At 70.4% G+C, this 25118-nt stretch carries 18 protein-coding genes and 2 pseudogenes; 14 read left to right on the top strand and 6 right to left on the bottom strand.

What is annotated here, in order from left to right; genetic code table 11:
- Positions 1–11: 11 nt before the first annotated feature.
- Positions 12–548, top strand: coding sequence for a hypothetical protein (locus ACFXC1_RS38745; protein WP_381251878.1), 537 nt, complete (start codon positions 12–14; stop codon positions 546–548).
- 73 nt (positions 549–621) lie between these two features.
- Here the strand turns inward: ACFXC1_RS38745 and ACFXC1_RS38740 are convergent, their stop codons facing one another.
- On the bottom strand, positions 622–1542 hold the full coding sequence (locus ACFXC1_RS38740; RefSeq protein WP_381251876.1) for a DUF4231 domain-containing protein: 921 nt from the start codon (positions 1540–1542) through the stop codon (positions 622–624).
- A gap of 235 nt (positions 1543–1777) precedes the next feature.
- Between ACFXC1_RS38740 and ACFXC1_RS38735 the strand changes: the two genes are divergently transcribed.
- From ACFXC1_RS38735 to fxsT, 5 genes are all read left to right on the top strand, one after another.
- Positions 1778–1939 (top strand): hypothetical protein, encoded by a 162-nt coding sequence (locus tag ACFXC1_RS38735; RefSeq protein WP_381251874.1) that lies wholly within the window; start codon positions 1778–1780, stop codon positions 1937–1939.
- Positions 1940–2099: 160 nt separating this feature from the next.
- Complete coding sequence (gene fxsBH, locus ACFXC1_RS38730) at positions 2100–4277, top strand: radical SAM/SPASM protein FxsBH, inactivated beta-hydroxylase extension form (protein ID WP_381251873.1); 2178 nt, start codon at positions 2100–2102, stop codon at positions 4275–4277.
- The gene (locus ACFXC1_RS38725; protein WP_381251871.1) at positions 4270–5103 is read left to right on the top strand and encodes an AAC(3) family N-acetyltransferase; all 834 of its coding nucleotides are present in this window, start codon (positions 4270–4272) and stop codon (positions 5101–5103) included. Before fxsBH ends, ACFXC1_RS38725 begins: the two co-directional genes overlap by 8 nt.
- Before the next feature lie 106 nt (positions 5104–5209).
- Complete coding sequence (locus ACFXC1_RS38720) at positions 5210–6541, top strand: TIR-like protein FxsC (protein WP_381251869.1); 1332 nt, start codon at positions 5210–5212, stop codon at positions 6539–6541.
- Positions 6538–10479 carry an FxSxx-COOH system tetratricopeptide repeat protein gene (gene fxsT / locus ACFXC1_RS38715; protein WP_381251867.1) on the top strand — a complete coding sequence of 1314 codons (3942 nt, stop codon included), beginning with the start codon at positions 6538–6540 and terminating at the stop codon, positions 10477–10479. Before ACFXC1_RS38720 ends, fxsT begins: the two co-directional genes overlap by 4 nt.
- A gap of 3 nt (positions 10480–10482) precedes the next feature.
- Here fxsT and ACFXC1_RS38710 read toward each other — a convergent pair whose 3' ends face one another.
- Positions 10483–11367 (bottom strand): alpha/beta fold hydrolase, encoded by an 885-nt coding sequence (locus ACFXC1_RS38710; RefSeq protein WP_381251866.1) that lies wholly within the window; start codon positions 11365–11367, stop codon positions 10483–10485.
- Between the two features lie 358 nt (positions 11368–11725).
- Between ACFXC1_RS38710 and ACFXC1_RS38705 the strand changes: the two genes are divergently transcribed.
- Complete coding sequence (locus ACFXC1_RS38705; protein ID WP_381252069.1) at positions 11726–13837, top strand: LamG domain-containing protein; 2112 nt, start codon at positions 11726–11728, stop codon at positions 13835–13837.
- Positions 13838–14097: 260 nt separating this feature from the next.
- Here the strand turns inward: ACFXC1_RS38705 and ACFXC1_RS38700 are convergent.
- Positions 14098–16663: pseudogene (locus ACFXC1_RS38700) on the bottom strand (family 78 glycoside hydrolase catalytic domain); the annotation flags it as partial.
- Between ACFXC1_RS38700 and ACFXC1_RS38695 the strand changes: the two are divergent.
- From ACFXC1_RS38695 to ACFXC1_RS38675, 5 genes and pseudogenes are all read left to right on the top strand, one after another.
- Positions 16645–17535: pseudogene (locus tag ACFXC1_RS38695) on the top strand (ABC transporter substrate-binding protein); the annotation flags it as partial. The pseudogenes ACFXC1_RS38700 and ACFXC1_RS38695 overlap by 19 nt on opposite strands.
- Before the next feature lie 112 nt (positions 17536–17647).
- Entirely contained in the window at positions 17648–18142 is a 495-nt protein-coding gene (locus ACFXC1_RS38690) for a MarR family winged helix-turn-helix transcriptional regulator (protein WP_043664882.1), read from the top strand.
- Positions 18143–18317: 175 nt separating this feature from the next.
- On the top strand, positions 18318–18926 hold the full coding sequence (locus tag ACFXC1_RS38685; RefSeq protein WP_381251864.1) for a DsbA family protein: 609 nt from the start codon (positions 18318–18320) through the stop codon (positions 18924–18926).
- Between the two features lie 44 nt (positions 18927–18970).
- Positions 18971–19777, top strand: a complete 807-nt coding sequence (locus ACFXC1_RS38680) for an MBL fold metallo-hydrolase (protein ID WP_381251862.1) — start codon at positions 18971–18973, stop codon at positions 19775–19777.
- Positions 19778–19779: 2 nt separating this feature from the next.
- Positions 19780–20199 (top strand): nuclear transport factor 2 family protein, encoded by a 420-nt coding sequence (locus tag ACFXC1_RS38675; RefSeq protein ID WP_381251860.1) that lies wholly within the window; start codon positions 19780–19782, stop codon positions 20197–20199.
- A 22-nt stretch (positions 20200–20221) separates the two neighbouring features.
- On the opposite strand, the gene ACFXC1_RS38670 is transcribed toward ACFXC1_RS38675, so the two are convergent.
- The gene (locus ACFXC1_RS38670) at positions 20222–21118 is read right to left on the bottom strand and encodes a helix-turn-helix transcriptional regulator (protein ID WP_381252067.1); all 897 of its coding nucleotides are present in this window, start codon (positions 21116–21118) and stop codon (positions 20222–20224) included.
- Between ACFXC1_RS38670 and ACFXC1_RS38665 the strand changes: the two genes are divergently transcribed.
- Both ACFXC1_RS38665 and ACFXC1_RS38660 read left to right on the top strand, forming a co-directional pair.
- A complete protein-coding gene (locus ACFXC1_RS38665; protein ID WP_381251858.1) occupies positions 21091–21699 on the top strand; it encodes an MmyB family transcriptional regulator in 609 nt (202 codons plus the stop codon). The genes ACFXC1_RS38670 and ACFXC1_RS38665 overlap by 28 nt on opposite strands.
- A gap of 57 nt (positions 21700–21756) precedes the next feature.
- Positions 21757–22599 carry an aldo/keto reductase gene (locus ACFXC1_RS38660; RefSeq protein WP_381252065.1) on the top strand — a complete coding sequence of 281 codons (843 nt, stop codon included), beginning with the start codon at positions 21757–21759 and terminating at the stop codon, positions 22597–22599.
- A 118-nt stretch (positions 22600–22717) separates the two neighbouring features.
- Here ACFXC1_RS38660 and ACFXC1_RS38655 read toward each other — a convergent pair whose 3' ends face one another.
- Together ACFXC1_RS38655 and ACFXC1_RS38650 are read right to left on the bottom strand one after the other, a co-directional pair.
- Positions 22718–23407: a response regulator gene (locus ACFXC1_RS38655; protein WP_381251856.1), complete on the bottom strand. Its 690-nt coding sequence runs from the start codon at positions 23405–23407 to the stop codon at positions 22718–22720.
- Positions 23404–25068 carry an ATP-binding protein gene (locus ACFXC1_RS38650; RefSeq protein WP_381251854.1) on the bottom strand — a complete coding sequence of 555 codons (1665 nt, stop codon included), beginning with the start codon at positions 25066–25068 and terminating at the stop codon, positions 23404–23406. Before ACFXC1_RS38650 ends, ACFXC1_RS38655 begins: the two co-directional genes overlap by 4 nt.
- Positions 25069–25118: the final 50 nt, after the last annotated feature.

Here is a 25118-nt window from a genome sequence, read left to right as displayed (position 1 = left end):
GGGGCGTTCCCATGTCGGCTGAGACCACCCGGGCCCTCGACACCGCCGTTCTGAAACCGCGGGTCACCGCCACCTGGATCGGCATCACGGGACACCGCGTGATCCCGTCGGCCGTACTGCCCTTGGTCCGCTCCGAACTGCGGGACCAACTGTCCGGCGCCGAGGGCGAGTTGGCGGCCCTCAGCAGCCTCGCGGCGGGCGCCGACCAGATGTTCGCCGACATCGCCCTGGACCACGGGGTGTCCGTGACGGCGGTGATCCCCGGCATGGACTACGAAGCCCATCTGGGCGGCACCGAGATCCGCTCCGCGTACCACCGGATCCTCAGGTCCTGCGCGGCCCGCGTCCACCTGCCCGTCGAACCGACGCACGAGGAGGCGTACTTCGCCGCGGGCCGCTGGATCGTGGACCACTGCGACCTGCTGATCGCCGTCTGGGACGGCCGCCCGGCACGCGGCCGGGGCGGCACCGGCGACGTGGTGGATTATGCCGAGCGCACAGGGGTGCCGGTCACCGTGGTGTGGCCGCCGGGCGCGCGGCGGGACTGAGCCGAGCGCCCTGCTGTGGGGCCAACCCGCCCTTCGCAGGCGCGAACTGACGTCGCATCAGTCACTGACGCCATCAGCCGCCGAACCGCACCAGCCACTCCGTGTGCGCCGGTGACATCAGCCGCTCCGCCTGCTCCACCGCCTCCGCCCAGCCGCCCTGGGTGACCGTGGTGGACATGGCGATCCGGGTCGTCTCCAGGTCCTGTTCGATGAGGGAGTGGGCGTAGGTCAGCGGACCGTGCCGGCGTACCTCCTGCCAGGCGACGCCCGCCGCTGCCGCCGCGCTCAGCAGTCCCGCCACGTCCGCGCCGCCGAGTCCGGCGCCCGCGCTCGGGAGCAGGGCGGCCACCAGGGCGAACAGGGTCAGGACCGCGGTGACGGCCGACCAGCGGGCGGCGGAGCGGTACGCCCTCGACGCCTTGTTCCGGTACCAGAGCAGCTGTTCGAGAAGCCGGTCGCGCAGATAGAGGTCCCGGCGCGCGGCGTACGGCTTGGCCCGCACCGCCCGCATCCGGGGCGTGATCTGGCCCTTCCCGCGCTCGCCCGAGCCGTCGCGGGAGTCCTCCCAGCCCCATTTGCGCAGCTCGCGCAAACGTTCCTCCAGCCGTTCGGCGAACAGCCCGTCCGGGTCCGGTACCCCGGAGTGGAAGGGGCCGCCGTGCACCATGTACTGCCAGGCCAGCGACTTGAGCAGTTCGGCCGCCGCGCGGTGGGTCTGCCAGCGGGCCCGGGCGCGACGACGCGAGGTGCTCAGCCCCAGCAGGATGGTCGCGCCGTACAGCACGCCCGCGCACACCGTCATCGCCCGGCCGGACGCCGCCTGGGTCAGTGCGGCGGCGGCAGTGGCCAGGATCAGGACGGTCAGATGGGTGCGGGTCCCCCGGAAGGCGTCACTCTGATGGTGTAACGCCGCCTCATCACTGAAACGGAACAGCGGCGGCAGGTCCTCGTCGTGCAACACGGTGCTCGGCACAGGTGTGGCAGCAGCCCCCATGGCGCCCCCCGATGTCGTTGCGCGCCCCGAATTGTTTCGCGCGCCCCGGCATCCAGATTAAGAAATCCATGAGTAGGCGAACCAGCCTGATGTGGGACACCTCTTGGCGCGATCCTCCGGTATGGTCCGCATCATCGGGAACACGAGTCGACCGGCTAGCTGGACTCCCCCGTAATCTCCATCCGATCCAGTCGAACCGGAGCGACCAACCGACATGATCGCCGTCACCAATGACATGAGGTCTTCCTCCAGCCCTGCCGGGCGGACCCCCCGGCGCACCACCCCGCTGAAGGACATCGACCCGTACACCGCCGCCGCCGTGCACAGCGCGGGCCGCGTCACCGATCGCCCGGGCCACGGCACGCGCCGTCCGATCACCTTCAACTCGGCGACCTGATCCGGGCCTCCGTCCGCGAAACTTCACACTGACGTGGGTGCGCCCGGCGGACGCGTCCACCACCTGTGCCCACGTCAGTGAGCCGTCAGGACGTCAATGCTTCAACAGGGTTGCGCCATTCGGCACTTCCCTCTGCTCCGAATCTGCGATAGTGCTGCCGGTGACGAGTCAGGATGCCGGCAACCCACCTCTGAGACAGCTGGTCCTCAAGATCCACAGTAGGTGCGATCTGCTCTGCGACCACTGTTACGTGTACCAGCACGCCGACCAGAGCTGGCGCTCCCGCCCTACCTTCATCCGTCCCGACACCGTGCGGGCCGTCGCCCAAAGACTCGCGGACCACGCCGTCGGACAGGGCCTCGACTCCGTCTCCGTCATCATGCACGGGGGAGAACCGCTTCTCGTGGGCCCGGCGAGATTACGGGACATCTGTGCGGAACTCACCCGCACCCTCTCCCCGCACACCGCGCTCGACCTGCGCATGCACACCAACGCGGTCACCCTCAACCGCCGTCACCTGGACGTCTGCAAGGAGTTCGGGGTCCAGGTCAGCGTGTCGCTCGACGGGGGCCGTGCGGCGAACGACAGACACCGGGTGGATCGTCAGGGACGCAGCAGCTACGACCGAGTGGTGCGCGGCATCCGGCTGCTCCAGGAGCCCGAGTACCGGCATCTGTTCAGCGGACTGCTCTGCACGGTGGACGTGGCCAACGACCCGGTCGCCGTCCAGGACGCCCTCAGCGAACTCGGTCCGCCCCGTATCGACTACCTCCTCCCCCACTCCACCTGGGACCGGCCGCCGCCCAACCCGTCCGGCGCCGAGACCCCGTACGCGGACTGGCTGCTCAAGGTCTTCGACCGCTGGGACCAGCAGGGCCGCCCGATGCCGGTGCGGACCTTCGAATCCGTGCTCAGCACCCTGCGCGGCGGGCCCAGTCTGACCGAGGCGATGGGACTCGCGCCGAGCGATCTGGCCGTGATCGAGACGGACGGCACCTTCGAGTTGGCCGACTGGCTGAAGACCGCCTACGCGGGCGCTCCCGAGACCGGCTACGACGTGTTCCAGCACGGTTTCGCCGAGTTCGCCTCCCACGAGGGCGTGCAGGCACGGCAGTTGGGGATCGACGGAATCAGCGACACCTGCCGCCGCTGTCCCGTGGTGAGTTCGTGTGGCGGCGGGCTGTACGGGCACCGGTACAGCTCCGGGCAACAGCCGGGCATCAAACCGGGGTTCGGGAACCCCAGCGTCTTCTGCGGCGATCTGCGCTCACTGGTGGAAGGTATCGCCGACCGGGTGACCGACCGCTCCTTCGCCCCGGCGGTGCTGGGCGGCGAGCAGTTGCAATGGGCCCAACTCGACCTGGACCGAGGCCTGTTGAGCCGAGCGCGGACGCAACTGGCGGTAGGCCCCGACGAGTTGGAGGCCTGGCAGCTTCTGTTGGCCGTGGACGGGGACCTGGACACCTCCCCGCTCCTGGACGAGATCCTCGCCCACCCCTACGTCCGCACCGGCCTCCAGCGGTCTCTCAGCGGTCCCCCCGACACAGCCCGGTTCATGGCGCTGTCCGTCGCCGTGGCCCTCTCGGCGGGTGTCAGGACCTCCCTCTCCTGGGACCAGCCCGGCACCCGGCTGCATCTGCCCGCCCTCGGCACCTACCAGCTGGGCGCCCCGGGCCGCATCGAAGTGACCGTGGGACCGGGCGAGTTCCTGGTGCGCGAGAGCGGTGGGTCCGGCGGGGACACGGAGGAGACACGGATCGCGCTGGACGGGACAGCCTCGTCCGAGCGCTGGCGCCCGCTCGACCGGCTGTGGGCGAAGGACGGCCCACTGATCGACGACGCGGATCCCTACCGCGACTGCTTCCCCGTGCCCGTCGCACCGCCGCTGGAGGACGGAACGTTCGCCGAACAGGTGATCCGCGGCTACGAACTGCTGGAGAAGGACACCTCTGCGCGGCACAACGGACCCGACCCGTTCCGCCCCACCGTCCTCACCCCGCTCGTCCGCGGCAGCGGTCTGCTGCTCGGGGCCCACGGGCTGGGCGCGCTGGGCGTGGCGGTGGATGTGCGGCCCGAGGAGTTCGCCCGGGAGCTCCCGCTCATCGGCCGCCGGGCCCGGCTGACCGCGCTGCGCGAGACGGCGGACCTGCATGTGCTGGGCAGCCCGGCCGGCGCCCTGCTGGACCGGGCCGACGAGGCGCTGGGCGCGGCGGCGGACGACCACCGGACCGCCCGCGCACTGACCGCGCTCACCCTGCTGCCCGAGGGCGAACTGACCGTCACCGGCACCGTGCTGGTGGCCCGGATGTGGTCCCAGTGGGCGAACGCCCGTGGCTGAGCCGTCGTATGCCTCCCTGACCGAAAGCGGGTCGCGGACCGGTGAACTCCCCTCCCTGCTCGGGTCGTTGGGCATCCACCGAGGTGGTGTGCTGATGGTGCACGCGGCGCTGAACGGCACCGGGACCGCTCCCGGGCCGGTCCGGGACGCGTTGCTGGACGCGCTCGGCCCCGACGGCACCTTGATCGTGCCCGCGTTCACTCCCGAGAACTCCGACACCTCACGGGCGTACCGGACAGCCGTCGCGGGGCTGAGCGAGGAGGAGGCGGAGCGGTACCGCGCGACGATGCCGCCCTTCGACCCCGGCTCCACCGGGTGCCCCACGATGGGGGCGCTCGCCGAGTGCGTGCGCTCCACGCCAGGCGCCGTGCGCAGCGCGCATCCGCAGACCTCGCTCGCCGGACTCGGGCCGCGGGCAGGGGAGTTGCTGAACCGGCATCCCCTGCGCAGTCATCTCGGCAGGCTCTCGCCGATGCGGCGGCTGTACGCCGCCGACGCCCAGATTCTGCTGCTGCGGGTGGGGTTCGAGGTATGCAGCGCCTTCCACTACGCCGAGTATCTGGCGCGCCCGCTCACCGACTACTTCCTGCGCCCCCGGCCCCACCGGCAGACCTACCGATGCGTGATGGGGCAGGAGGGGAACTGGGTCGAGTACCGCGATCTCGTCCTGGACGACAGCAACTTCGGCGCGATCGGCTCCGGGCTGCCGGGAGAACTGCTGCGCGAAGCCTCGTGGGCAGCAAAAAAGGTCACCTTGTGTGGAATAAGGGACGTGGTTAGTCATGCCCGAGCCGAGATGACCAGATATCGCCAGCCTTTGGCCTGAAAATAACGAACCGTAGAGGCGCCCCGTCCGGCACATTGTTGGTTCCGGCCGGAGGGGCGCCGTCGGCGGGGCGGACCGGCGGCTTGTCGGGCAGGCAGGGGGACTGGTGGACAGAGCTGAACGGGCACCGGGCCGCGTTCCGGACCATCGGCCCTACTTCTTCCTGTCCTACGCCCACACACCGCCGTGGGGTCCGGACAGCGGGGACCCCGACCACTGGGTGCGTGTCCTGTTCAAGGATCTGTGCAGCCACATCATGGCCCTCACCGCCCTGCCCGCCGGTTCCAACGCCGGTTTCATGGACCGCGAGATGCGCTCCGGGGAGGGCTGGCCCGAGAAACTGAGCCAGAACCTCGCCTCGTGCCGGGTGTTCGTACCGCTCTTCTCGCCCCGCTACTTCTCCAGCGAGATGTGCGGCCGGGAGTGGTTCGCGTTCACCGAGCGGATGCTGCACGCCAGGACCACCGGGGAGAGCGACGTGCCCGCGATCGTGCCCGCGCTGTGGACCCGCGTCGAGTTCAACGAACTGCCCGACTCCGTGCGCCACATCCACCTGGACGACTCCGGTCTCGGCAGCGGATACGCGACCCGGGGGATCTACGGACTGATCAAGCTCAAGCGACTGCGCGAGGAGTACGAGGAGACCGTGCTCGGCCTCGCCGAGCGCATCGTCCGCGTCGCCCACGAGTCGGCTCTCCCGCCCAGCCGGCCCCGCGACTACGAGGCCACCCCCAGTGCCTTCAAACCGCCCGGCACCGGCCCCCGCCACATCCGTCTCACCGTGGCCGCACCCACCCGCGACACCGTCCCCCAGCACCGCGACCGGCAGCCGTACGGCGACGACGCGCTGGGCTGGAATCCGTACCACTCGGAGTCGACCCGGCCGCTGTCCGCGGTCGCCGAGGATCTGATCCGCACCCTGGACTACCGGGTGACGGTCGCCTCTTTCGACGACGAGGACACCAGCGAGCACGTGTTCGCCGCCGGCGTGCACGAACCCCCGGTCCAGGGCCCCGGCATCCTGCTGGTCGACCAGTGGGCGCTGAGCGACGAGGAACGCCGGCGCCGGCTCAAGACATTCGACGCGGCGGCCCGTCCCTGGCTGAGCGCGATCATCCCCCGCAACCGGGCCGACATCCAGTGCCGCGGGCCCGAAGGACAGCGCCTGGCCGAGGAGTTGGAGCGGGCGATACCCACCATCCTGGACCGGGCCCGGCGCAGCGACCACCGCATCGCCGTCAACGGCGTCCCCACCCTGACGGCCTTCACCAATGTGCTGCCCGCCGTGGTGGCACACACCACCCGGCAGTTCCTCAAGCACGCCGAGGCCCGGCCGCCGCAGGTTCCGCACGTTCCGCGACCTCGGCTGCTGGACCTTTCCGCACCGCCCGGACCCGGTCCGGAGAACCCGGAAGACGACGACAAAGGAGAGGCATGACGGCCGCACGAGACGGACGCATCATCACCTTCTACTCGTACAAGGGCGGCACCGGACGGACGATGGCGCTGGCCAACACGGCGTGGATCCTGGCCGCCAACGGAAAACGCGTGCTCGCCGTCGACTGGGACCTGGAGGCACCGGGCCTGCACCGGTTCTTCCATCCCTTCCTGGACCCCAACGTGATCACGGCCACCACGGGAGTCCTCAACATCCTCCAGGACTACGCCTGGGCGGCGACGGACGGCACCCATCGCACCGGCGCCTGGCACCGGGAGTTCGCCGACGTCGAACAGCACGCCGCCTCCCTGTCCCCCGAACCGCTGGGGCTCAGCTTCCCGGACGGCGGCTCGCTCGACTTCCTCTCCGCGGGCCGCCAGTTCCGCGCCTACTCGGCGAGCGCCTCCTCCCTGGAGTGGGACAACTTCTACGACCGGCTCGGCGGCGGCGCCTTCCTGGACGAACTGCGCGACAGCATGAAGCGCTCCTACGACTACGTCCTGATCGACTCCCGCACCGGCCTCTCGGACACCGCGGACATCTGCACCCTGCAGATGCCCGACGTCCTGGTCGACTGCTTCACCCTGAGCGACCAGTCCCTCAACGGCGCCGCCGACGTCGCGCACAGCGTCGGGGACGAGCACCGCAAACGGCGCATACGCGTGCTCCCGGTGCCGATGCGCATCGACGAGGGCGAGAAGGACAAGGTCGACGCGGGCCGCGCGCTGGCCCGGCTGAAGTTCGCCGGACTCCCGAAGGGGCGGCAGGGCGAGCAGCTGGGCGCCGACGAGATCACCGACTACTGGGGGCATGTCGAGATCCCCTACCGCCCCTACTACGCCTACGAGGAGACCCTCGCCACCTTCGGCGACGAGAAGGGCGACCCCAAGTCCCTGCTGTCCGCCTTCGAGCGGCTCACCTCGGTTCTCACCGACGGCGCGATCACCAGTCTGCCGACCATCCCGGAACCGGTACGGCAGCGCTGCCGCGACGCCTTCATCCGGCGCCGGCCGTCGGCCACCACGGCCGAGATGATCGTCGTGTACGCGGCGGAGAACCGGATGTGGGCCGACTGGGTGGAGTCGTTACTCAAGCGGGCCGGCTGCAACGTCACGCTGCACGAGCTGTCCGGCAGTCCCGTCGACCGCACGGGGCCCGCCACCCGCACCCTGGTCCTGGTGTCCAGCGCCCTCCAGCACTCGCGGTATGCCGAGAGCGTCCTGAGCGCCCTGGTGAGCTCCACCCCGGCACCGGACTCGCTGGTGCCGGTCCGGATCGACGAGGCCCGGCCGCAGGAGTCGTACCTGGACCAGGAGCTGATGATCGACCTCCAGGGGTCCGACGAGTCGCAGTGCACCGCCGCCCTGCTGAGCGCGCTGGAGCTGCCCGTGCAGCTGCCGGACGCCGGGCCCGCGGCGCCCCGGTTCCCCACGCACGAGCCCCGGTTCGTGAACGTGCCGCAGCGCAACACCACCTTCACCGGGCGCGGCCCGATACTCGACCAGGTGCGCGAACAGCTGCGCGGCGGAATGTCGGTCGTCCTGCCGCAGCCCCAGGCCCTCTTCGGCCTGGGCGGGGTCGGGAAAACCCAGATCGCACTGGAGTACGTACACCGCTTCATGGCCGACTACGACCTGGTCTGGTGGGTCTCGGCGGAGCACGTCGACGACGTCGTCGCCTCGCTCGCCGAACTCGGCGCCCTCATCGGGGCGCCCGGCGGCGACGACATGGCGCTGGCCAGCCAGGAAGCCGTGCACATGCTCTCCGAGGGGAACCCCACCCGGCGGTGGATACTCGTCTTCGACAACGCCGACGACCCCGAGGACCTCGTCGGCTACTTCCCGGCCGGCAGCGGCGGCCACATCCTCGTCACCTCCCGCAACCAGTCGTGGTCCCAGCGGGGAGCCACCCTCGGCGTCGACGTCTTCCTGCGCCGCGAGAGCACCGAGCACCTCTCCCGCCGCGCCCCGGGGCTCACCCTGGAGGAGGCGGACGAGGTGGCCACCGCCGTCGGCGACCTCCCGCTCGCCGTGGAACAGGCCGCGGCCTGGCTGGCCGAGACCGCCACCCCGACCGCCGAGTACCTGCGCCGGCTCACCGAACAGGCGGCCGCGGTCCTCGCCCTCAACCAGGCCGCCGACTACCCCGAGACAGTGGCCGCGACCTGGAACATCTCCATCGAGCGCCTGAAGGAACGTTCCCCCGCCTCGGTACGACTGCTCCAGCTCTGCGCCTTCCTCGCCCCCGAACCGATCTCCTCCCATCTGCTCTACGGCAAGGAGATGCTCGACGCGCTCAAGCCCTACGACGCCGCGCTCCAGGAAGGTCTGCTCCTCGGCCGGGTGATCCGGGAGATCGGCAGGCTCGCGCTCGCCAAGGTCGACCAGGTGTCCAGCTCCATCCAGATCCACCGGCTGGTCCAGGCCGTGATCCGCTCACAGATGACGGAGGACGAGCGACGCACGGCACGGCACATGGTGCACACCGTGCTCGCGGGCGCCCGGCCCGACGGCGACGAACCCACCGACGACCGCGAGTCCTGGCCCCGCTTCGACGCCATCTGGCCGCACCTGTCGGCCTCGGACATCCGCAACTGCACGGAGGCCGACCCCCGCCGGCTGCTCATCGACCGCGTCCGCTACCTGTGGAAACGCGGCGACTTCCCGCGCGCCCAGCAACTCGCCGAGACCCTCCTCGCGCACTGGAAGCCGATGCTCGGCGAGGACGACGTGCAGTACCTCTACCTCCAGGGCCAGCTCGCCAACGTGCTGCGCTCGCAGGGACGTTACGTCGAGGCGCAGAACATCAACGAGGCGCTGCGGGAGCGGCAGCGACGGGTCCTGGGCAGCACCCACCCGCACACCTACGTCACCACCTCCAGCCTCGCCACCGACCTCGCCGCCCTCGGCCAGTACACGCGCGGTGTGGAACTGGCCCGGGAGGCGCACAGCGGGTTCAGCGAGATCTTCCACGAGTCGCATCCGCGCACCCTGAACGCGGCCAACAACCTGGCACTCGCGCTGCGCATGGTCGGCAGGTACGGCGACGCCCGCCAAATCGACAAGGACACCTTCGACCGGCGCACCCGAGTCCACGGCCCCGAGCACATCTACACGCTGTCGTCCGGGGAGAACCTCGGCCGGGACCTGCGCGAGGTCGGCCGCTACACCGAGTCCGTGACCGTGCTGGAGGACGCGTACGCCAAACACGAACGCACTCTGGGCCCGGAGTTCCCCGGCACGCTGCGGTGTGCGAAGTCGCTCGCCGTGTCGCTGCGCAGGGCGGGCCGGTTCGACGAGGCCCAGCAGCTGACGTCGGCCACACTGGAGCAGTACCGCAAGCAGAACGCGGCGACCACACCGGACGCGCTGGCCTGTGAACTGAACCTCGCCGCCGACCTGTTCGCGGCCGGCGACCGCCAGGACGCGCGCAGGACCGCCCAGCGCGTGCTCGCCGAGTACGTGAAGGTACCGGGCGAGGCCCACCCGTACACCCAGACCGCCATGAACAACCTCGGCATCTTCCACTGGGGCTGCGGCGACCTCGAAGAGGCCGAGTCGGTGTTCCGCAAGGTGCTGGACCGGATGAACACGGTGCTGGGCGACCACCACCCGCACACCCTGTTCTGCTCCGCCAACTACGCGATCGTGCTGGCCGAGACCGACCGGCTGGAGGAGGCCTGGAAACTGGAACAGCGCGCCATCGACTCGCTGCGGGAGATCCTCGGCCGGCAGCACCCCGAGACCCTGGCCGTCGTCAGCAACGGCGCGCTCACCCTCGACGCGCTCGGCCGCACCGACGAGGCCCACGTGCTGCGTCAGGAGGCGGTGACCGAACTGCGCAGGCAGGCACGGCAGCTCGGCGAGAACAACGGCATCACCCACCTGGCGACGCACGAGCGGCGCGTCTACCGGGACCTGGAACCGCTCGCGGTGTGACCGTCAGCCCCGGGGCGTGCCCGACAGCAGCCAGTCCAGTACGTCGGGCAGGGCGCGCAGCGCCGAGAAATGGGCCGCCTTGGGCTCCAGGACGGCCTTGGCCCGCGGAATGCGCGCGGCCAGCCAGGAGAAGTGGGCGGCGGGCGAGAAGACGTCCTTCGCACCGTGCCACAGCAGCACCGGCACCCCGATGTGTGCCGGGTCGAAGCCCCAGGGGCTGGTCAGGGCGATGGCGTCGTCGATCCAGCCGTACGGCGAGGTCCGCAGCGCCTCGTGGTAGTTGCGCAGCAGCATGGAGCGGATGCTGTTGTCCGAGACGATCAGCCGGTCCTCGTCGGTCAGCTCCGCGCGCAGCTCCTCCAGCAGGCGGGCCGGGTGGCTGCGGATGGCCGCCGAACGCGGGATGATCCGGGCCGCGTAGCGCTCCGGGTCGGTGAACGCCGTATGGAACTCCAGGACGTTCGAGGGCGTCATACCGGCGAACCAGTCGAGCCCCTTCGCGTCCCGCGGCGCGAGGGCCACCAGGGCCGCCGCGCGGGTCACCCGGCCGGGCAGCAGCGCGGCGCAGGCCAGGGCGTGCGGTCCGCCGCCGGACCGGCCGACGACCGCGAAACGGCCGAGCCCCAGGGCGTCCGCCACGGCCGTCACGTCCTCGACGACGTCCACCACGCGCCGGCCGGGCCTGCGGTCCGAACCGCCGTATCCGGGGCGGTCGAAGCTGATGAGCCGCGCGCCGCGCTGGTAGAGGAACATCGACCGGGGCCTCGGCCCGACGCGGCTGCCGGGCATGCCGTGGAGGAGGAACACCGGACGGCCCCGCGGGTCCCCCGAGACCTCCACCTGCAGCCGCCGCCCGCTCTTCGTCTCCACCAGATCCAGATCAGGCACCGCCAAGTCCCCCTCCCGTGCCCGTGGTCTGCCCGTACGGCCGCGAGGCGAAACGATGCGAAAGACCAACCGCCCGGTCACACCTGGGCGTTCACCCCTGGGGCACATGCGGCCGGCACGAGCGGCACGACCACGGTAAGACGTTACGCCGACACACATTCGACGACGGCCGACGGAGCTGAGGAGAGGGTCTGCCCGGACGACACCGAAGTTCTGGAACAGGTCGGCCAGGAAACCCTTTCCGTGCTGTCAGTGGTCTCTGTTAGCTTCAGGCGCTCGTGTGATCCACGAGCATCAAGTACTCACAGGGGAGGGCCACTTGACCAGGTTCAGAAGGACAGGCAGACGTCGACGCACGGTGGTGGGGAGCTGTGTGGCGGCGCTGTTGGCCACGGCCGCCGGGACGGCTTACGCGGTGGACAACCTGCCGCCGAATCAGCCGCTTGTCCAAGACCTCCAGTCGGGAGGCAAGCCATGCGCGACCGGTGACGACACGCCCTACGTTTCGGCGCCGCCCAGGCTCAGTGCGGTGCTGTACGACCCGGAGGAGGACAACCAGCCCTCCGAATCCAGCCCGATCAGTGGCGAGTTCGAAGCCTGGTGGACGGACGCGGCCGGAGTGAAGCAGCAGCGCACCTACACCACCGTCACTCTTTCCTCCGGGTCGCGTCTGTACTGGACGATGCCGAACGACATCCCGGCGAACACCGTCGTCTCCTGGCACGTCCGCGCGAACGACGGCAAGGCGACCTCTCCGTGGAGCGACGAGGGCGACGGCTCGGTCTGCTCGTTCGTGTACGACGACGTGAGCCCGGAGAAGGCGGCGATCACCTCTCCCGAATACCCCAACCCGGAGGACGTGTTCTGGGTGGACGGAGTGGGCGTCTACGGCCACTTCACCATGGACTCGCCTTCCGACGACGTGGTGTCATACACGTACGGCTTCCTGGGCGGTCCTTACGGCACCGTCTCCGCGGCGAGGCCGGGCGCGCCCGTGACCATTCCGTACCTGCCGCTCTCCGCGGGACCCAAGTCGCTGACGGTCCGCGCGATCGACCGGTCGGGCCGAAGCAGCGGGGAGTCGCGTTACGACTTCAACGTGCAGGCCGGCCGTGCCCCCGTCGCCCGCTGGAAGCTGGACGACCCGGCGGACTCCGGCTCGGCCGCCGCCGAGTCCGGCACCGCCGCCCGTGCCGGGACCGGCGTGACCTTCGGCGGCCCGGCGCCCACAGGCACCACGGCCACCGCCACGGTCGGCCTCGACGGCAGCGACCACGCCTTTCTCACCCCGGACGCCCCGGCGACCGACATCCGTAAGACCTTCGCGGTGAGCGCGTGGGTACGGCCCGCCGAGACCGACCGGAACATGACCGTCCTCAGCCAGGATGCCGATGGGGCGCCCGGCTTCGACCTCGGGCTGCGCCACCAGGACTCCGGGCCCGCCTGGTCGTTCACGATCGGCGGCGCGCAGGTGTCCGGCGGCGCCCCCGAGACCGGCGAGTGGGCCCACCTGCTGGGTCTGTACGACGCCGAGACCGGAAAGGCGCGGCTGTACGTCAACGGCCACGAGGCCGGGACCGCGGCCGACGCGACTCCCGCCGATGCGGCCGGCGCCTTCCAGATCGGGCGCGCCCTCGGGGCTGCCGGCTATGGGGACCAGTGGCACGGGGACATCGGTGACGTACAGGTTCACGACCGGGTCGTGGTGCCGGACGAGGTGGCCGAACTGGCTTACCGCAAGCCGAAGTTGCTCGGCCACTGGTCGCTGGAGAACGCGACGGACGGTGTGAGCCCCGAGCAGTCGGACGGCGCGCCGCTGCGGCTCGGCGCGGGGGCCTCGATCTACCGCGGCTCCGACAGTTCCTGCATCCCGGACATCGACCCGGACTGCACCTACGTGCCGCCACCACTCGTCGGTGACGGGCATCTGCTGCTGGACGGCGAGAGCGGTTACGCCGTTGCCGACGGGCCCGTCGTGGACACCGGGGACAGTTTCACTCTCGGCGTCGTCGTACGCCTCGCGGACTCCGAGCCCGCCCACCCGATGACCGTGCTCTCGCAGGCGGGCGAGCACACCGACGCCTTCAAGGTGCGCTACGAGCCGTCCACGCACACCTGGCAACTGGTGATGCCGGAGAAGGACGAGGCCGGAGCCCCCGAGAAGGTGGTGTCCCAGATCGTGGTCGCGGACGGAGGCGAGGGCCAGGGTCACCGCCTCGCCGTGGTCTACGACGACGCCACCGACACGATCAAGCTCTACGTCGACGGCTACACCAACGCCCAGGCGACCGCGAGCCTCCCCAACGGCTGGCACAGCACCGGTGCCCTCCAGATCGGCCGGGCCAGGTCCGGTGACGGCTGGGGCGAGTATCTGCACGGCGACGTGGACGAGGTACAGGCCTACTCCGGCGCGCTGAGGGACCGCGACGTCCTCGGCCTGGGGCACGGTACGGATCCGTGTCTGTGCTGAGACGTCATCCGCCTGTCGATCACGGGGTCGGCCTGGTCGAACAGTGTTCCTGATCGGGTGATCGCGTGAGGGCCGATGCATGACAGCAGGGCCTCTTGGTGATTCGGGGTTGCGAACCGAACCGATCACCAGGAGGCCCTGTTGCCGCGGTCTTTCGCGTCCGCGCACTCCAGCGTCCGGTCTGCGACGAGTTCAGCGGGGCAGCGCCCGGCGTGCACCGGTCGCGACGTCGGCATCTGCCCGGCGGGCGTCTGGCGGCAGGCCAGCGGAGTCCGTCCTTCGCGGACGGCATCGGCGGAGACGGCGGCAAGCCGCCGCAGCGTCGCCTCGCTGTTGGCGGGCACGAACGCGTCGTACACGAGGCTCCCGCCTCCGTCCTCCATCTTCCATTCACTCCGGATCTCGCCGTACGGCGACTCGTGCGAACCCGACACCCGCGTGATCCTGCCGGTGGGATCGACGTGGGGGTGCAGGACGAAGTGTTTGAAACCTTGGCTGTCCGGATCACGGGCGATGCCGGCCATGCAGGCGTACATCCATTCCATGATCGCGCCGTAGGCGTAGTGGTTGAAGGAGTTCATGCTGACAGGCCCTAACCCGTCCTCCTTGGAGTAGGAGTTCCATCGCTCCCAGACGGTGGTGGCGCCGTTCCTCACGGAGAACAACCAGGACGGCAGGGCGTCCTGGTGGAGCAGCTTGTACGCGAGGTCCGCGCGCCCCTCGTCGGTGAGGACGGGGGCGAGGACGTTGACGCCGAGGAAGCCGACGGACAGCGTGTTCTCGGCGTATCTGCCCCGGCTGCTGTTCGGGTGCGCCGCCTTGCAGGCCTCGTCGTTGCCGATGTTGTCTGCCAACAGGCCCACGAGCGTGCGGCGTTGAGCCTCCGTCTCGTAGAAGCCGAGCTTGAGGACCCAGAGCAGCGCCGTCTGGCTGTTGTCCTCCGTCTTCTGGCCGGGGTCGGAGCCGGGTTCGACCGGGGAGGTGTCGCCGAGGCTGGACCTGACCGTGACCGTGCCGCCCTCGGTGCTCAGGTACTTGGTGATGAACGCCTGCCTGATGAGTCCGAACAGCCGGTCGTACGCCGTCCCTTCGGCCGTCCTGCCGATCGCGCGGGCCATCTGTGCCATCAGCCGGGTGCTGTAGCCGTAGTAGACGTCGCTCATCAGCTGGGCGCTGGTCTTCTGGGGCCCCAGCCAGTCGCCGGTGAGGGAGCCCTGTCCGGCGTAGGTGTCGCCGGTCTGCTCCTGGATCCAGTCCAGGTAACGGGTCGTCGGCGGCCAGTTGTTCTCGACGAGGGTCGCGTCCCCGGTCATCTGCAACACGGTCCACGGCACGATGACACCGGCGTCTGCCCAACCGCTGCCGCCGCCCGGGAAGTTGAAACGTCCGGTGGGGGCGAGCGACCCCGATGAACTGGGCCTTGTCCGTCCCGTAGATGGCCTGGGAGTCGACGACCGTGTCCTGGAAGTGGCTGAGGAAGACCCCGGCGTCCACGTTGTACAGACCGGTCGTGGAGAAGACCTGGGTGTCGCCGGTCCAGCCGAGGCGTTCGTCGCGCTGCGGACAGTCGGTGGGCACCCAGAGGTAGTTGCCGCGCCGGCCCCAACGGATGTTGCTCGCAAGCCGGTTGATGTCGGCGTCATTGGTGGTGACGGTGCCGATCTCGCGGATCGCGGACGTGGCGACCTTTCCGGTCAGGGCGGTGATGGTGACGGTCTCGGAAGCGGTGACGGAGATGTAGCGGAAACCGTAGAAGGTCAGGGAGTCCTGATGGGTCTCCCCGTGCTGGTCCCCCTTCATGACGTACGTGCTGGTGGCCTTGGCGCTGCGGAGGTTGGCCCGGTAGAGGGAGCCCTCGGGGCCGTCCGCGCCGGCGCTGTCCTCGTTGAGCATCTCGCCGAACCTGAACTCGACCTTGGCTCCGGCGGGGCCGCGCAGGCTGTAGCGGGCCACGCCGACCATGTTCCGGCCGAGGTCGAAGACAGCCGTCTCGCCGCTGCCGATCGTGACCGGGGCGGAGGCCGCCTTCACCGGGTCGGTCACCGTCCGGGCGGGGTCCACGACGACACGTCCCCTGCCATTGGGGCTGCCGTCCTGTCCGGTCACCCCTGTAGCGACGGTGATCGACTGCGGTCGCCGGTCCCAGCGGTGCATGAAACGCGCGGTTTCGCCGGGGTAGGCGAGGAGTTGCGCGTCCGGGAACTTGTCGTCGAAGGCGACCCGCTCCACGTCCGACCAGGCGGAATCGTCGAACCCGTGCGCCGTCCAGCCCGGCAGTTCCATCCGGGCGTCGTAGGTCTGGCCGTCGTAGATGCCGTCGGCGCGGTACGGGCCGGTGTCGGTGGCCCTCCAGTCGTCGCCGGAGGCGGTCACCACGGTCCGCGTCGACCCGTCGGCGTACCGGATCAGCAGTTTGGCCTTGACGGCGAGGGTGTTGCCGTCCGCCGAGTAGTACGTACTGCCGTCGGATATACGGCCGTTGTACCAGCCGTTACCCAGGACGAACCCGAGGGTGACGTCCGCGCGCTCTCGCGTCACGAGGTCCGTGACGTCGTACGTCATGTAGTTGACGCGCGCGTCGTAGTTCGTCGAGCCCGGGGGAAGCAGTTCGATCGCGGTGCCGTCGTCCTGCTGGACGGTCACGTGGCGTCCGTTGACATGGGCCTCGTACAAGCCGAGGGCCGAGACGTACAGCCGCGCCTCACGTATGCCCTTCTTCAGAACCACGTGCCTCCGAAACATCGGCGCCCCGGCCGAGTTGGGGACCTTCCCCTTCATCCCGATCCACTGCGCGCCCTCCCATCCGCCGACGCTTCCCGGAGATAGACCTCACGCTGATCGTCGACTACAGCAAGTACCACGACGTCCGCGTCGACAACCAGTTCGCCACCGACACCCTCGTCCTGGACGTCGTCCAGTTCCAGACCCTCCAGGACTTCGACCGCTGGAAGCAGCAGGGCCGCCTGCTGCACTACAAGCCTGCCGGGTTCTCCAAGGTCCACGACGCGTTCAAGGATCCGCAGGGCGCGTGGGTGGCCACCGGGGCGATCGCCTTCAGCTTCCTGTACGACACGGCGACGGTCGGCGGGACGACGCCGCTCACTCCGCGCGACCTGGTCGACCCGAAGTGGAAGGGGAAGACCGCCTCCGCCTACCCGCACGACGACGCGGTCCTCTACCTCTTCTCGTTGTACGCCCGCACGTACGGCTGGGACTGGGTGGCCCAATTCGCCACGCAGGACGTGCAGTTCGGGCGGGGCAGCAACTCCCCGGGCGACGCGGTCTTCGGCGGCCTGAAGGCGATCGGCGTCGGCACCGCCGGGTCCGCCGCCGGCACGTCCCCCGTGACGTTCGCCATCGGCGGCGGGCACCCGCTCATGGCCTGGGGCCAGCGCACCGCGATCCTCAAGCAGGCCAAGCACTCCACGACCGCCAAGCTCTTCCTCGACTGGCAGCTGTCGACCGAGACGCAGAACGGGTCGTTCAACGGCTGGTCCGTCCGCACCGACGTCACTCCCCCGGCCGGACCGAAGCCGATCTGGGAGTACCCGAACGCCCACGTGGACGGTTTCCCCCACTTCATGGCCGACCGCGCCGCGGTCGAACGCCGGAAGCAGACATTCGCCCTGCACTTCGGCGAGGTCAAGGGCGACCCGAGGCCCGGCCGGCTGGGACTGCACCCGGGGGCACAGACGTGAGGCGGGCGCGCCGGCCGGTGCCCCGCGACCGCGCCCGCCGGACCTGACACCCCGCCGCCCCGCGCATGATCGGTACGGTGATACCTGGGACGGCAGAAGGGGCGGCGAGGCCGTGAGCGAGCAGGCGGGCATCAGCACGGCGAAGGAGGCCGCCGACCACGAACTGATCCTCGCCTTCGGGCGGCTTCAGGGGGCGGCGAACCGGCTGGAGTACATCCTCGGGCGTGCCCTCGAGGAGGAGTGCGGGATCAGTCATCTCATGTTCGAGGTGCTGCTGATCCTCGGACGGGCGGGCGCACCGGGCATGTCGATGCGGGCCATCGCCCAGGAACAGGTCCTGACCACGGGCGGTGCCACCCGGCTGGTGGACCGGATGGTGGCGGCGGGACTCGTGGCGCGCACCGACTCTCCCGAGGACCGGCGCGCGAAGCTGGTGCGACTCACTCCGCTCGGTGAGGAGACGGCGGTGCACGCGTCTCGGGTACACGTGGCGAACATCAAGCGGTACTTCGTGGCACCGCTCCCCGCCGAGGACCGCGAGCGGTTCGCGGAGGACCTCCGCATCCTCAGCCACACCGCCCGGGACGTGCTGCCCCGACTGCCCTGACCTGCGGACCGGCGACTGCCCCGAGCTGCGGACCGGCGACCGCCCTGATGTAATGACCACAGCCCAACCCATGTGTCCCACCTCACACCCATCAGGAAATACCTGACTAGTCAGTTACTGTTTCGTCAGACGAATGCCCACACCGGGTGGGCAGGACACGCCTTCGAGGTCATCCATGAAGCTCGTCTACGTCTTCGACGCCTACTGCGGCTGGTCGCACGGATTCTCCGGAACGCTGAGCGAGGTCGCCTCCCGCCACCCCGACCTGCCGGTGGAGGTGGTCTCCGGTGGCCTGTTCACCGGGTCGCGCCGGGTGCCGATCCGCGAGTTCGGCTACGTCCAGGGCGCGAACGCCAAGATCGCCGAGCTGACCGGCGCCGAGTTCGGCACGGGCTACGAGCAGTTGATCGCCGACGGCTCGTTCGTGATGGACTCCGAGGCCGCCGCCCGCGGTGTCGCCGCCCTGCGCCAGGTCGCCCCCGACCGCGCGGCGGAGCTGGCCGCAGCCCTCCAGGCCGCCTTCTACGTCGACGGACGCAGCCTCTCCGAGGCGGTGACCTACCGGAGGGTCGCCCAGGCCGCCGGGCTCGACGCGGATGCCGTCGTTGCTGCCTTCGAAGCGCCCGAGGCACAGACCGCGGCCCACGCCGACTTCCGCCGCGCGGTCCAGCTCGGCGTCACCGGGTTCCCCACTCTGCTGGCCGTCGACGGCGACTCCGTCACCCCGCTGGCCTACGGCCAGGCCACCGCCGACGAGGTCGAAGCACGCTTCGTCGCCCACTGATCTTCCCCTGCCCCACTCCATCCCCTGCGTCAAGGAGCCCCCGCATGAGCACCCTCTCCTTCAAGGTCCTCGACCTCGACTTCCCGGCCGGCAGCAAGAACAAGACCGCCACGCTCGTCACCGGCGAGCAGGAGGCGCTACTGGTCGACGCCGCCTTCACCCGCGCCGACGGACACCGCCTCGCCGCAGAGATCCTCGACTCCGGCAAGAAGCTGACCACCGTGTTCGTCAGCCACGCCGACCCGGACTTCTACTTCGGTGCCGAGGTGATCGCCGACGCCTTCCCGGACGCGACGTTCGTCGCCACCCCGATCGTCATCGAGCACATCCAGCACTCCTACGAGGGCAAGCTCAAGGCATGGGCCGCGCTCGGCCCGAACCTCCCCACCCGTCTGGTCGACCTCACCCCGCTGACCGGCGACCTCACCCTCGAAGGCCACCGCTTCCAGCTCAAGGGCGGCCCGGCCGGCCTGCCCGACCGCCACTACCTCTGGCAGGCCGAGCACCGCGCACTCCTCGGCGGTGTCCTGCTCTTCCAGCAGGAGCACGTCTGGGTCGCCGACACCCCCACCCCGGGCGACCGCGCCGCCTGGATCGACCTGCTCGACGAAATGGCCGCCCTCCGGCCCGAACTGGTTGTCCCCGGTCACCGCCTGCCCGGCACCGCCGCCGACGCCTCCGCCATCACCGCCACCCGCGACTACCTGCTCGCCTTCGAGGAGGAGCTCGGCAAGGCGGCCGACGGTGCCGCGCTGACCGAGGCGCTCGTCAAGCGTTACCCCGGCAACGGGATGCTGATCGCCGCCCAGATCGGGGCGAAGGTTGCCAAGGGCGAGATGAAGTGGGGCTGACCATGACCGACACGACAGGGTTCGACACGTCCACCGCCCCGGCCGACGTCGTACGCCGCCAGTACCTGGCCTCCGCCGCCGGTGACCTCGAAGCCCTCCGCGCCACCCTCGCCCCCGACGTGGAGTGGACGGAGATGGCCGGCTTCCCCCTCGCCGGCACCTACCGCACCCCCGACGGGGTCACGTCCCACGTGATGGAGAAGCTCGGCCAGGACTGGGACGACTGGACCGCCCACGACGACACCTACGTCGTCGACGGCGAGAACGTCGTCGTCCTGGCCCGCTACACCGCCGTCAACAAGGCCACCGCCAAGCCGATCGACGTCCGCGTCGCGCACCACTTCGTCGTACGCGGCGGACTCATCGTGCGCTTCGAGCAGTTCGTCGACACCGCACTCGTCCGCGACGCGATGACCCCCTGAACAGACGGGAGTTCTTTGCTGCTCAGTCGGCCGCCCGGCGCCGGGACAGCCGTTCCTCCTCCACGTCGAGCCCCAACTCCCCGCGTTCCGCGTCGAGAAGGATCAGCTTGTCGTGGTCGGAGGTACCCGGCTCGGCGAAGAACACCACGAACCGCTGCTTCTGGCTGTGCTCCAGAGGCATCGACTCGTTGCCGAGGTGGAGGTTGCCGACGTCGGGGTGGTGGAAGGTCTTGGGGTCCGGGGCGTGCGGTTTGACGTCGAAGCGGTTCCACAGGTCGGCGAAGTCCGGGCTCTTCGCCAGGAGTTCGCCGACCAGGTCGGCCAGGTCCGGGGCGTCCGGTTCGGTGCCGGCCAGGGCGCGCAGCCTCCCGACGCAGGCGCGGGCCTGCTCGTCCCAGTCATCGAGTACGTCGCGGGCGAGGGGGTGGAGGAAGGCGTAGCGGGCGAAGTTCCGTAGCGACGGCGGCCAGTCGGCCAGGCCGGCGAAGAGCCCGAGCGCGCCGGGATTGAAGGCGAGCAGGTCCAGGGTGCGGCTGACGACGTAGGCCGCGTTCGGGCGCACGGATTCAAGGAGCGCCAACAGCTGCGGTCTCACGGTGTGGCCGGGTGCGGGCGGCGCCACGGGGGCGTAGGCGGCACGGGAAGCGAGCTCGCGCAGGTGCCGGTGCTCGGACGCGTCGAGGAACAGAGCGCGGGCGAGGGCGTCGACGACCGTGGGACCGGGGTGGGTCTCCTTGCCGCGTTCCAGGCGTACGTAGTAGTCGATGCTGATCCCGGCGAGGGTGGCCAGCTCCTCGCGGCGCAGGCCGGGGGTGCGGCGCGGGCCGGGGGTGCGGCCCAGGCCGCGGGTGCGGCGCAGGCCGGTGCCTGCCTTGAGGCCGACCTGTTCGGGTGCCGTCTGTGTGCGGCGGGCACCCAGGAACCGGCCAGCGGGTACGTCCGGCCATCCAGGCGATCCTGGACAGCCAGCTGTCCCCTGCCAATGTCACCAACGGCCGCGGGGACGTCATGGCCACCAACGCGCTGGGCAGAGCCCTCGATTCCCCGCTGTACGAGGATCCCGCCCGCCCGGTCAACGCCGCACGGTTCCGCTTCCTGAACCCCCGCGCGGCCGGTTACTACCTCGACTGGGAGGCCACCGGCCGCGACAGCGTCGCCGGACTGCGCCTCATGGCCGGCAAGAACTCCTACGACAAGGCACTCACCGATCTGATCGGCGAACTGTGCACCCGCAGCGAGGAGTTCCGCACCCGGTGGGCCTCACAGGACGTCCGTATGCACCGCACCGGAGTCAAGCGGCTGCACCACCCGGTCGTCGGTGACCTGGACCTCTCCTACGAAGCCCTGGAACTGCCTGCCGACGCCGGTCTCGTACTGATCATCTGCACTGCGGAACCCGGCTCCCCCAGCCGCCAGGCCCTCGACCTGCTCGCCAGCTGGGCGGCCGCGCCGGACCCGGTCGAGCCCGCTCGGGAAGAACCGAGCGACCGCGGCCAGTAGCACCTGGCCCACACCCGCGCCCTTCAGCACCACCCCGAACCGTTCACCATGTCCAAGATCCCCCATGTCACGCTGAACAACGGCGTCCAGATGCCGATCCTCGGCTTCGGCGTCTTCCAGGTCCCCGCGGAGGAGACCGAGCGGGTCGTCACCGACGCCCTCGCCGCCGGCTACCGCCACCTCGACACCGCCGCCTACGGCAACGAAGCGGCCGTAGGAAAGGCGATCAAGGCCAGCGGCATCGCCCGCGACGAGCTGTTCGTCACCACCAAGATGTGGGTCAACGAAAAGGGCGAAGAGGGCGCCAAGGCGGTCTTCTACACGTCCCTGCGCCTGCTCGGACTGGACTACCTGGACCTGTACCTGATCCACCAGCCCTTCGGCGACTACTACAGCTCCTGGCGCGCCATGCAGGACCTGCACCGTCAGGGCCTGGTCAAGGCGATCGGTGTGTCGAACTTCTACGCCGACCGTCCGGTCGACCTGATCGACCGCAACGAGATCGTCCCGGCGATCAACCAGATCGAGACCCACCCGTACTTCCAGCGCGCCGACGACCAGGCCCTCATGGCCGAACGCGGCGTGCAGATCGAGGCGTGGGGCCCGCTGGCCGAGGGCCGCAACAACATCTTCGGCGACCCGACACTGAGCGCCATCGGTGAAGCGCCCGGCAAGTCCGTCGCCCAGGTGGTACTGCGCTGGCTGACCCAGCGCGGTGTGGTGGTGATCCCCAAGTCCTCGCGACCCGAGCGCACGGCCGAGAACCTCGCGGTCTTCGACTTCGAGCTCACCGCCGACGAGATGGACCGCATCGCCACGCTGGACACCGGCGCCGGCATCGTCTTCGACCACCGCGACCCGCAGATGCTCAGCGCGGTCGGCGGACACCGCCTCGGCTGAGCACGCCCCGCATCCCAAAGGAAGGGCTGCGCAAGGTCGTGGTCGTCGTCCTCGCGCTCGTCGATGCCGTCCCGCCGGCGCTGTTCGGGCTGCTGTCGAACCGGGCTCGACCCCCGGCTCACCGGGCGATCCGGTAACGGTGTTCCGGGCGGCCGGTGGCGCCGTAGCGGAGTTCGAGGCGGACCATGCCCTCCCGGACGAGGTAGGAGAGATAGCGCTGGGCCGTGGCGCGGGAGACGCCGGTGAGTTCGGCGGCCTGGGCCGCGGACAGGGGGTCGTGGGCGGTGCGCAGGACCTGGTGGAGGAGGGCGAGGGTGGGGGCGGAGTGCCCCTTGGCCGGGACGCGGGGGACGGCCGGTGGCCGGGCGGCGCTGAAGAGGGCGTCCACGTCGGCCTGGTCGGTGCTTGGGGCGAGGCCCAACGCGGCTACCCGGTGCTGGAGTTCGCGGTAGGCGGTGAGCCGTTCGGCCAGGTCGGCGGAGCCGAACGGCTTGACCAGGTAGCCCACGGCGCCGAGTTTCATGGCGGTCCGTACCGAGGTGATGTCCCGGTCGGCGGTGATCATGATGACGTCGGGGCGGGCGCCGCCCTCGTCCGAGCTGAGCCGCCGCAGCACGTCGAGTCCGCTGCCGTCGGGCAGGAAGACGTCGAGCAGCAGCAGGTCGGGGTGGAGGGTGCGCACCGCGTCCAGCGTCTCGGCCACGGTCGCCGCCCGGCCGACCACCTCGAAGTCCTCGATGCGGGACGCGTAGTCGCAGTGGATGTGGCCGACCCGGAAGTCGTCGTCCACCACCAGGGTCCGGATCATCCGCGGTCACCTCCGGTCGTCGAGGCCGTCGTGAGCTGTGCGTCGTGTGGTACGGGAGTGGCGTCCGGCAGGGGCAGTACGACGGTGAAGACCGCGCCCGGCCCCTCGCTGACCGTGATCGTCCCGCCGTGCCGCTGGGTGAGCCGGTGGACGAGGGCCAGGCCCAGCCCGCGTCGTGCGGTGCCCCGGTCGGGCCGGGTCGACCAGCCGTCCTCGAAGATCGACTCGGTGGCGCCCGGCGGGATCCCCGGGCCGCTGTCGGCGACGCGCACCATCACCAGGTCGACGGCCTCGACCAGCGAGAGCAGCACCTCGCGGCCGCCCGGCGGGGGCGGTCCGCCGGAGGCCGCGTCGATCGCGTTGTCCAGCAGGTTGCCGACGATGGTCAGCAGCCGGCGCAGATGCGGCGGGTCCTCGCCGAGCGCGGAGTCCTCACTGAGCACCATCCGTACCCCGCGTTCCGCGGCCACCGTGGTCTTGGCGACGATCAGCCCGACGAGCAGCGCGTTGCCGATCCGTTCGCGTACGGACTCGGTGAGCGCCTGGTCGGCGCCGGCCGACTCCACGGCGTACTCGAAGGCGGCGTCGTGGTCGCCGATGTCCAGCAGCCCGGCCACGGTGTGCATGCGGTTGGTGAACTCGTGCTGCTGGGCGCGCAGGGCGTCGGTCAGCCCGCGCACCGAGTCCAGTTCGCGCAGCAGTCCGATCAGCTCGGTGCGGTCGCGGACGGTGACCACCGCTCCGAGTTCGCGGCCGTGCAGTGTCACCGGCATCCGGTTGACGACCAGGCAGTGGTCGTCGGTCAGCACGTTGAGGTCGGTGCCGGTCAGGGTGCCGTCCAGGGCGCGGCGCAGCCGCCCGTCGGGCAGTACCTCGTCGAGCCGGCTGCCGAGCGCCGTGCCGAGGCCGAGCAGGGTGCGGGCCTCGTCGTTGACGACGGTGATCCGGCCGTCGGGAGCGAAGGCGAGCACGCCCTCCCGGATGCCGTGGAGCATGGCCTCGCGGTCCTGGAACAGTCCGGCGATCTCCTCAAGTTCCAGCCCGAAGGTCGACCGCTTCAGCCGCCTGGCCAGCAGGAACGCGGCGGCCGAGCCGAGTGCGACGGCGATTGCGCTGTAGAGGCCGAAGGTGGGCAGCTCCCGCCACAGTTCGCCGAGCACATCGTGTTCCGGGATGCCGGCCGAGACCTCGCCGACCAGCTTGCCCGTGGGCCCCTTCAGCGGCGCCTTGCCGTTGGCGGACCGCCCGGTCGCGCCCTGGTCGGAGCCGACGTGGGGACGGCCGTCGAGGACCACGATCGGATCGCCCACCGGCTCGCCGATCAGCGCCGGGTCGGGGTGCGAGTGGCGGACGCCCCGCAGGTCGATCACGACCACGTACGACGCCCCCGACGCCTTCCGTATGCGTTCGGCGACCGTCTGCACGACGTCGCCGCCACCGCCGTACTCCATGGTGTGCCGGATCTGCGGGTCGGCGGCCGTGGTCTGCGCGATGTCCAGCGCCCGCTGTTCGTAGGCGCGGTCGATCTCGGCCCGCTGGGCGAACGCGAACAGCACGAAGCCGATGGCTCCGGTGAGGGCCAGGATGGCGAGCTGGTTGGCCAGGATCCGCGCGGAGAGCCTCCCCTTCCCGCCGCGGCCGATCCTGATTCGGATGGGCATCACAGGTGCTTTCGCCCTTGTCGTACGGCCGGGCCCGGCCCCTTCGCCGT

Source organism: Streptomyces hokutonensis (genome assembly GCF_042751305.1).
In the GTDB taxonomy this organism is placed as follows: domain Bacteria; phylum Actinomycetota; class Actinomycetes; order Streptomycetales; family Streptomycetaceae; genus Streptomyces; species Streptomyces hokutonensis_A.
Note: the sequence above shows the minus strand (reverse complement) of the source record. Positions and strands in the feature narration are given on the sequence as shown.

Bases quoted from the DNA above. Each gene is read 5' to 3' on its own strand.
- ACFXC1_RS38685 (WP_381251864.1), top strand. From the start codon at position 18,318: ATGAAGCTCGTCTACGTCTTCGACGCCTACTGCGGCTGGTCGCACGGA.
- ACFXC1_RS38735 (WP_381251874.1), top strand. From the start codon at position 1,778: ATGAGGTCTTCCTCCAGCCCTGCCGGGCGGACCCCCCGGCGCACCACC.
- ACFXC1_RS38680 (WP_381251862.1), top strand. From the start codon at position 18,971: ATGAGCACCCTCTCCTTCAAGGTCCTCGACCTCGACTTCCCGGCCGGC.
- ACFXC1_RS38740 (WP_381251876.1), bottom strand. From the start codon at position 1,542: ATGGGGGCTGCTGCCACACCTGTGCCGAGCACCGTGTTGCACGACGAG.
- ACFXC1_RS38655 (WP_381251856.1), bottom strand. From the start codon at position 23,407: ATGATCCGGACCCTGGTGGTGGACGACGACTTCCGGGTCGGCCACATC.
- fxsT (WP_381251867.1), top strand. From the start codon at position 6,538: ATGACGGCCGCACGAGACGGACGCATCATCACCTTCTACTCGTACAAG.
- ACFXC1_RS38745 (WP_381251878.1), top strand. From the start codon at position 12: ATGTCGGCTGAGACCACCCGGGCCCTCGACACCGCCGTTCTGAAACCG.
- ACFXC1_RS38650 (WP_381251854.1), bottom strand. From the start codon at position 25,068: ATGCCCATCCGAATCAGGATCGGCCGCGGCGGGAAGGGGAGGCTCTCC.
- ACFXC1_RS38675 (WP_381251860.1), top strand. From the start codon at position 19,780: ATGACCGACACGACAGGGTTCGACACGTCCACCGCCCCGGCCGACGTC.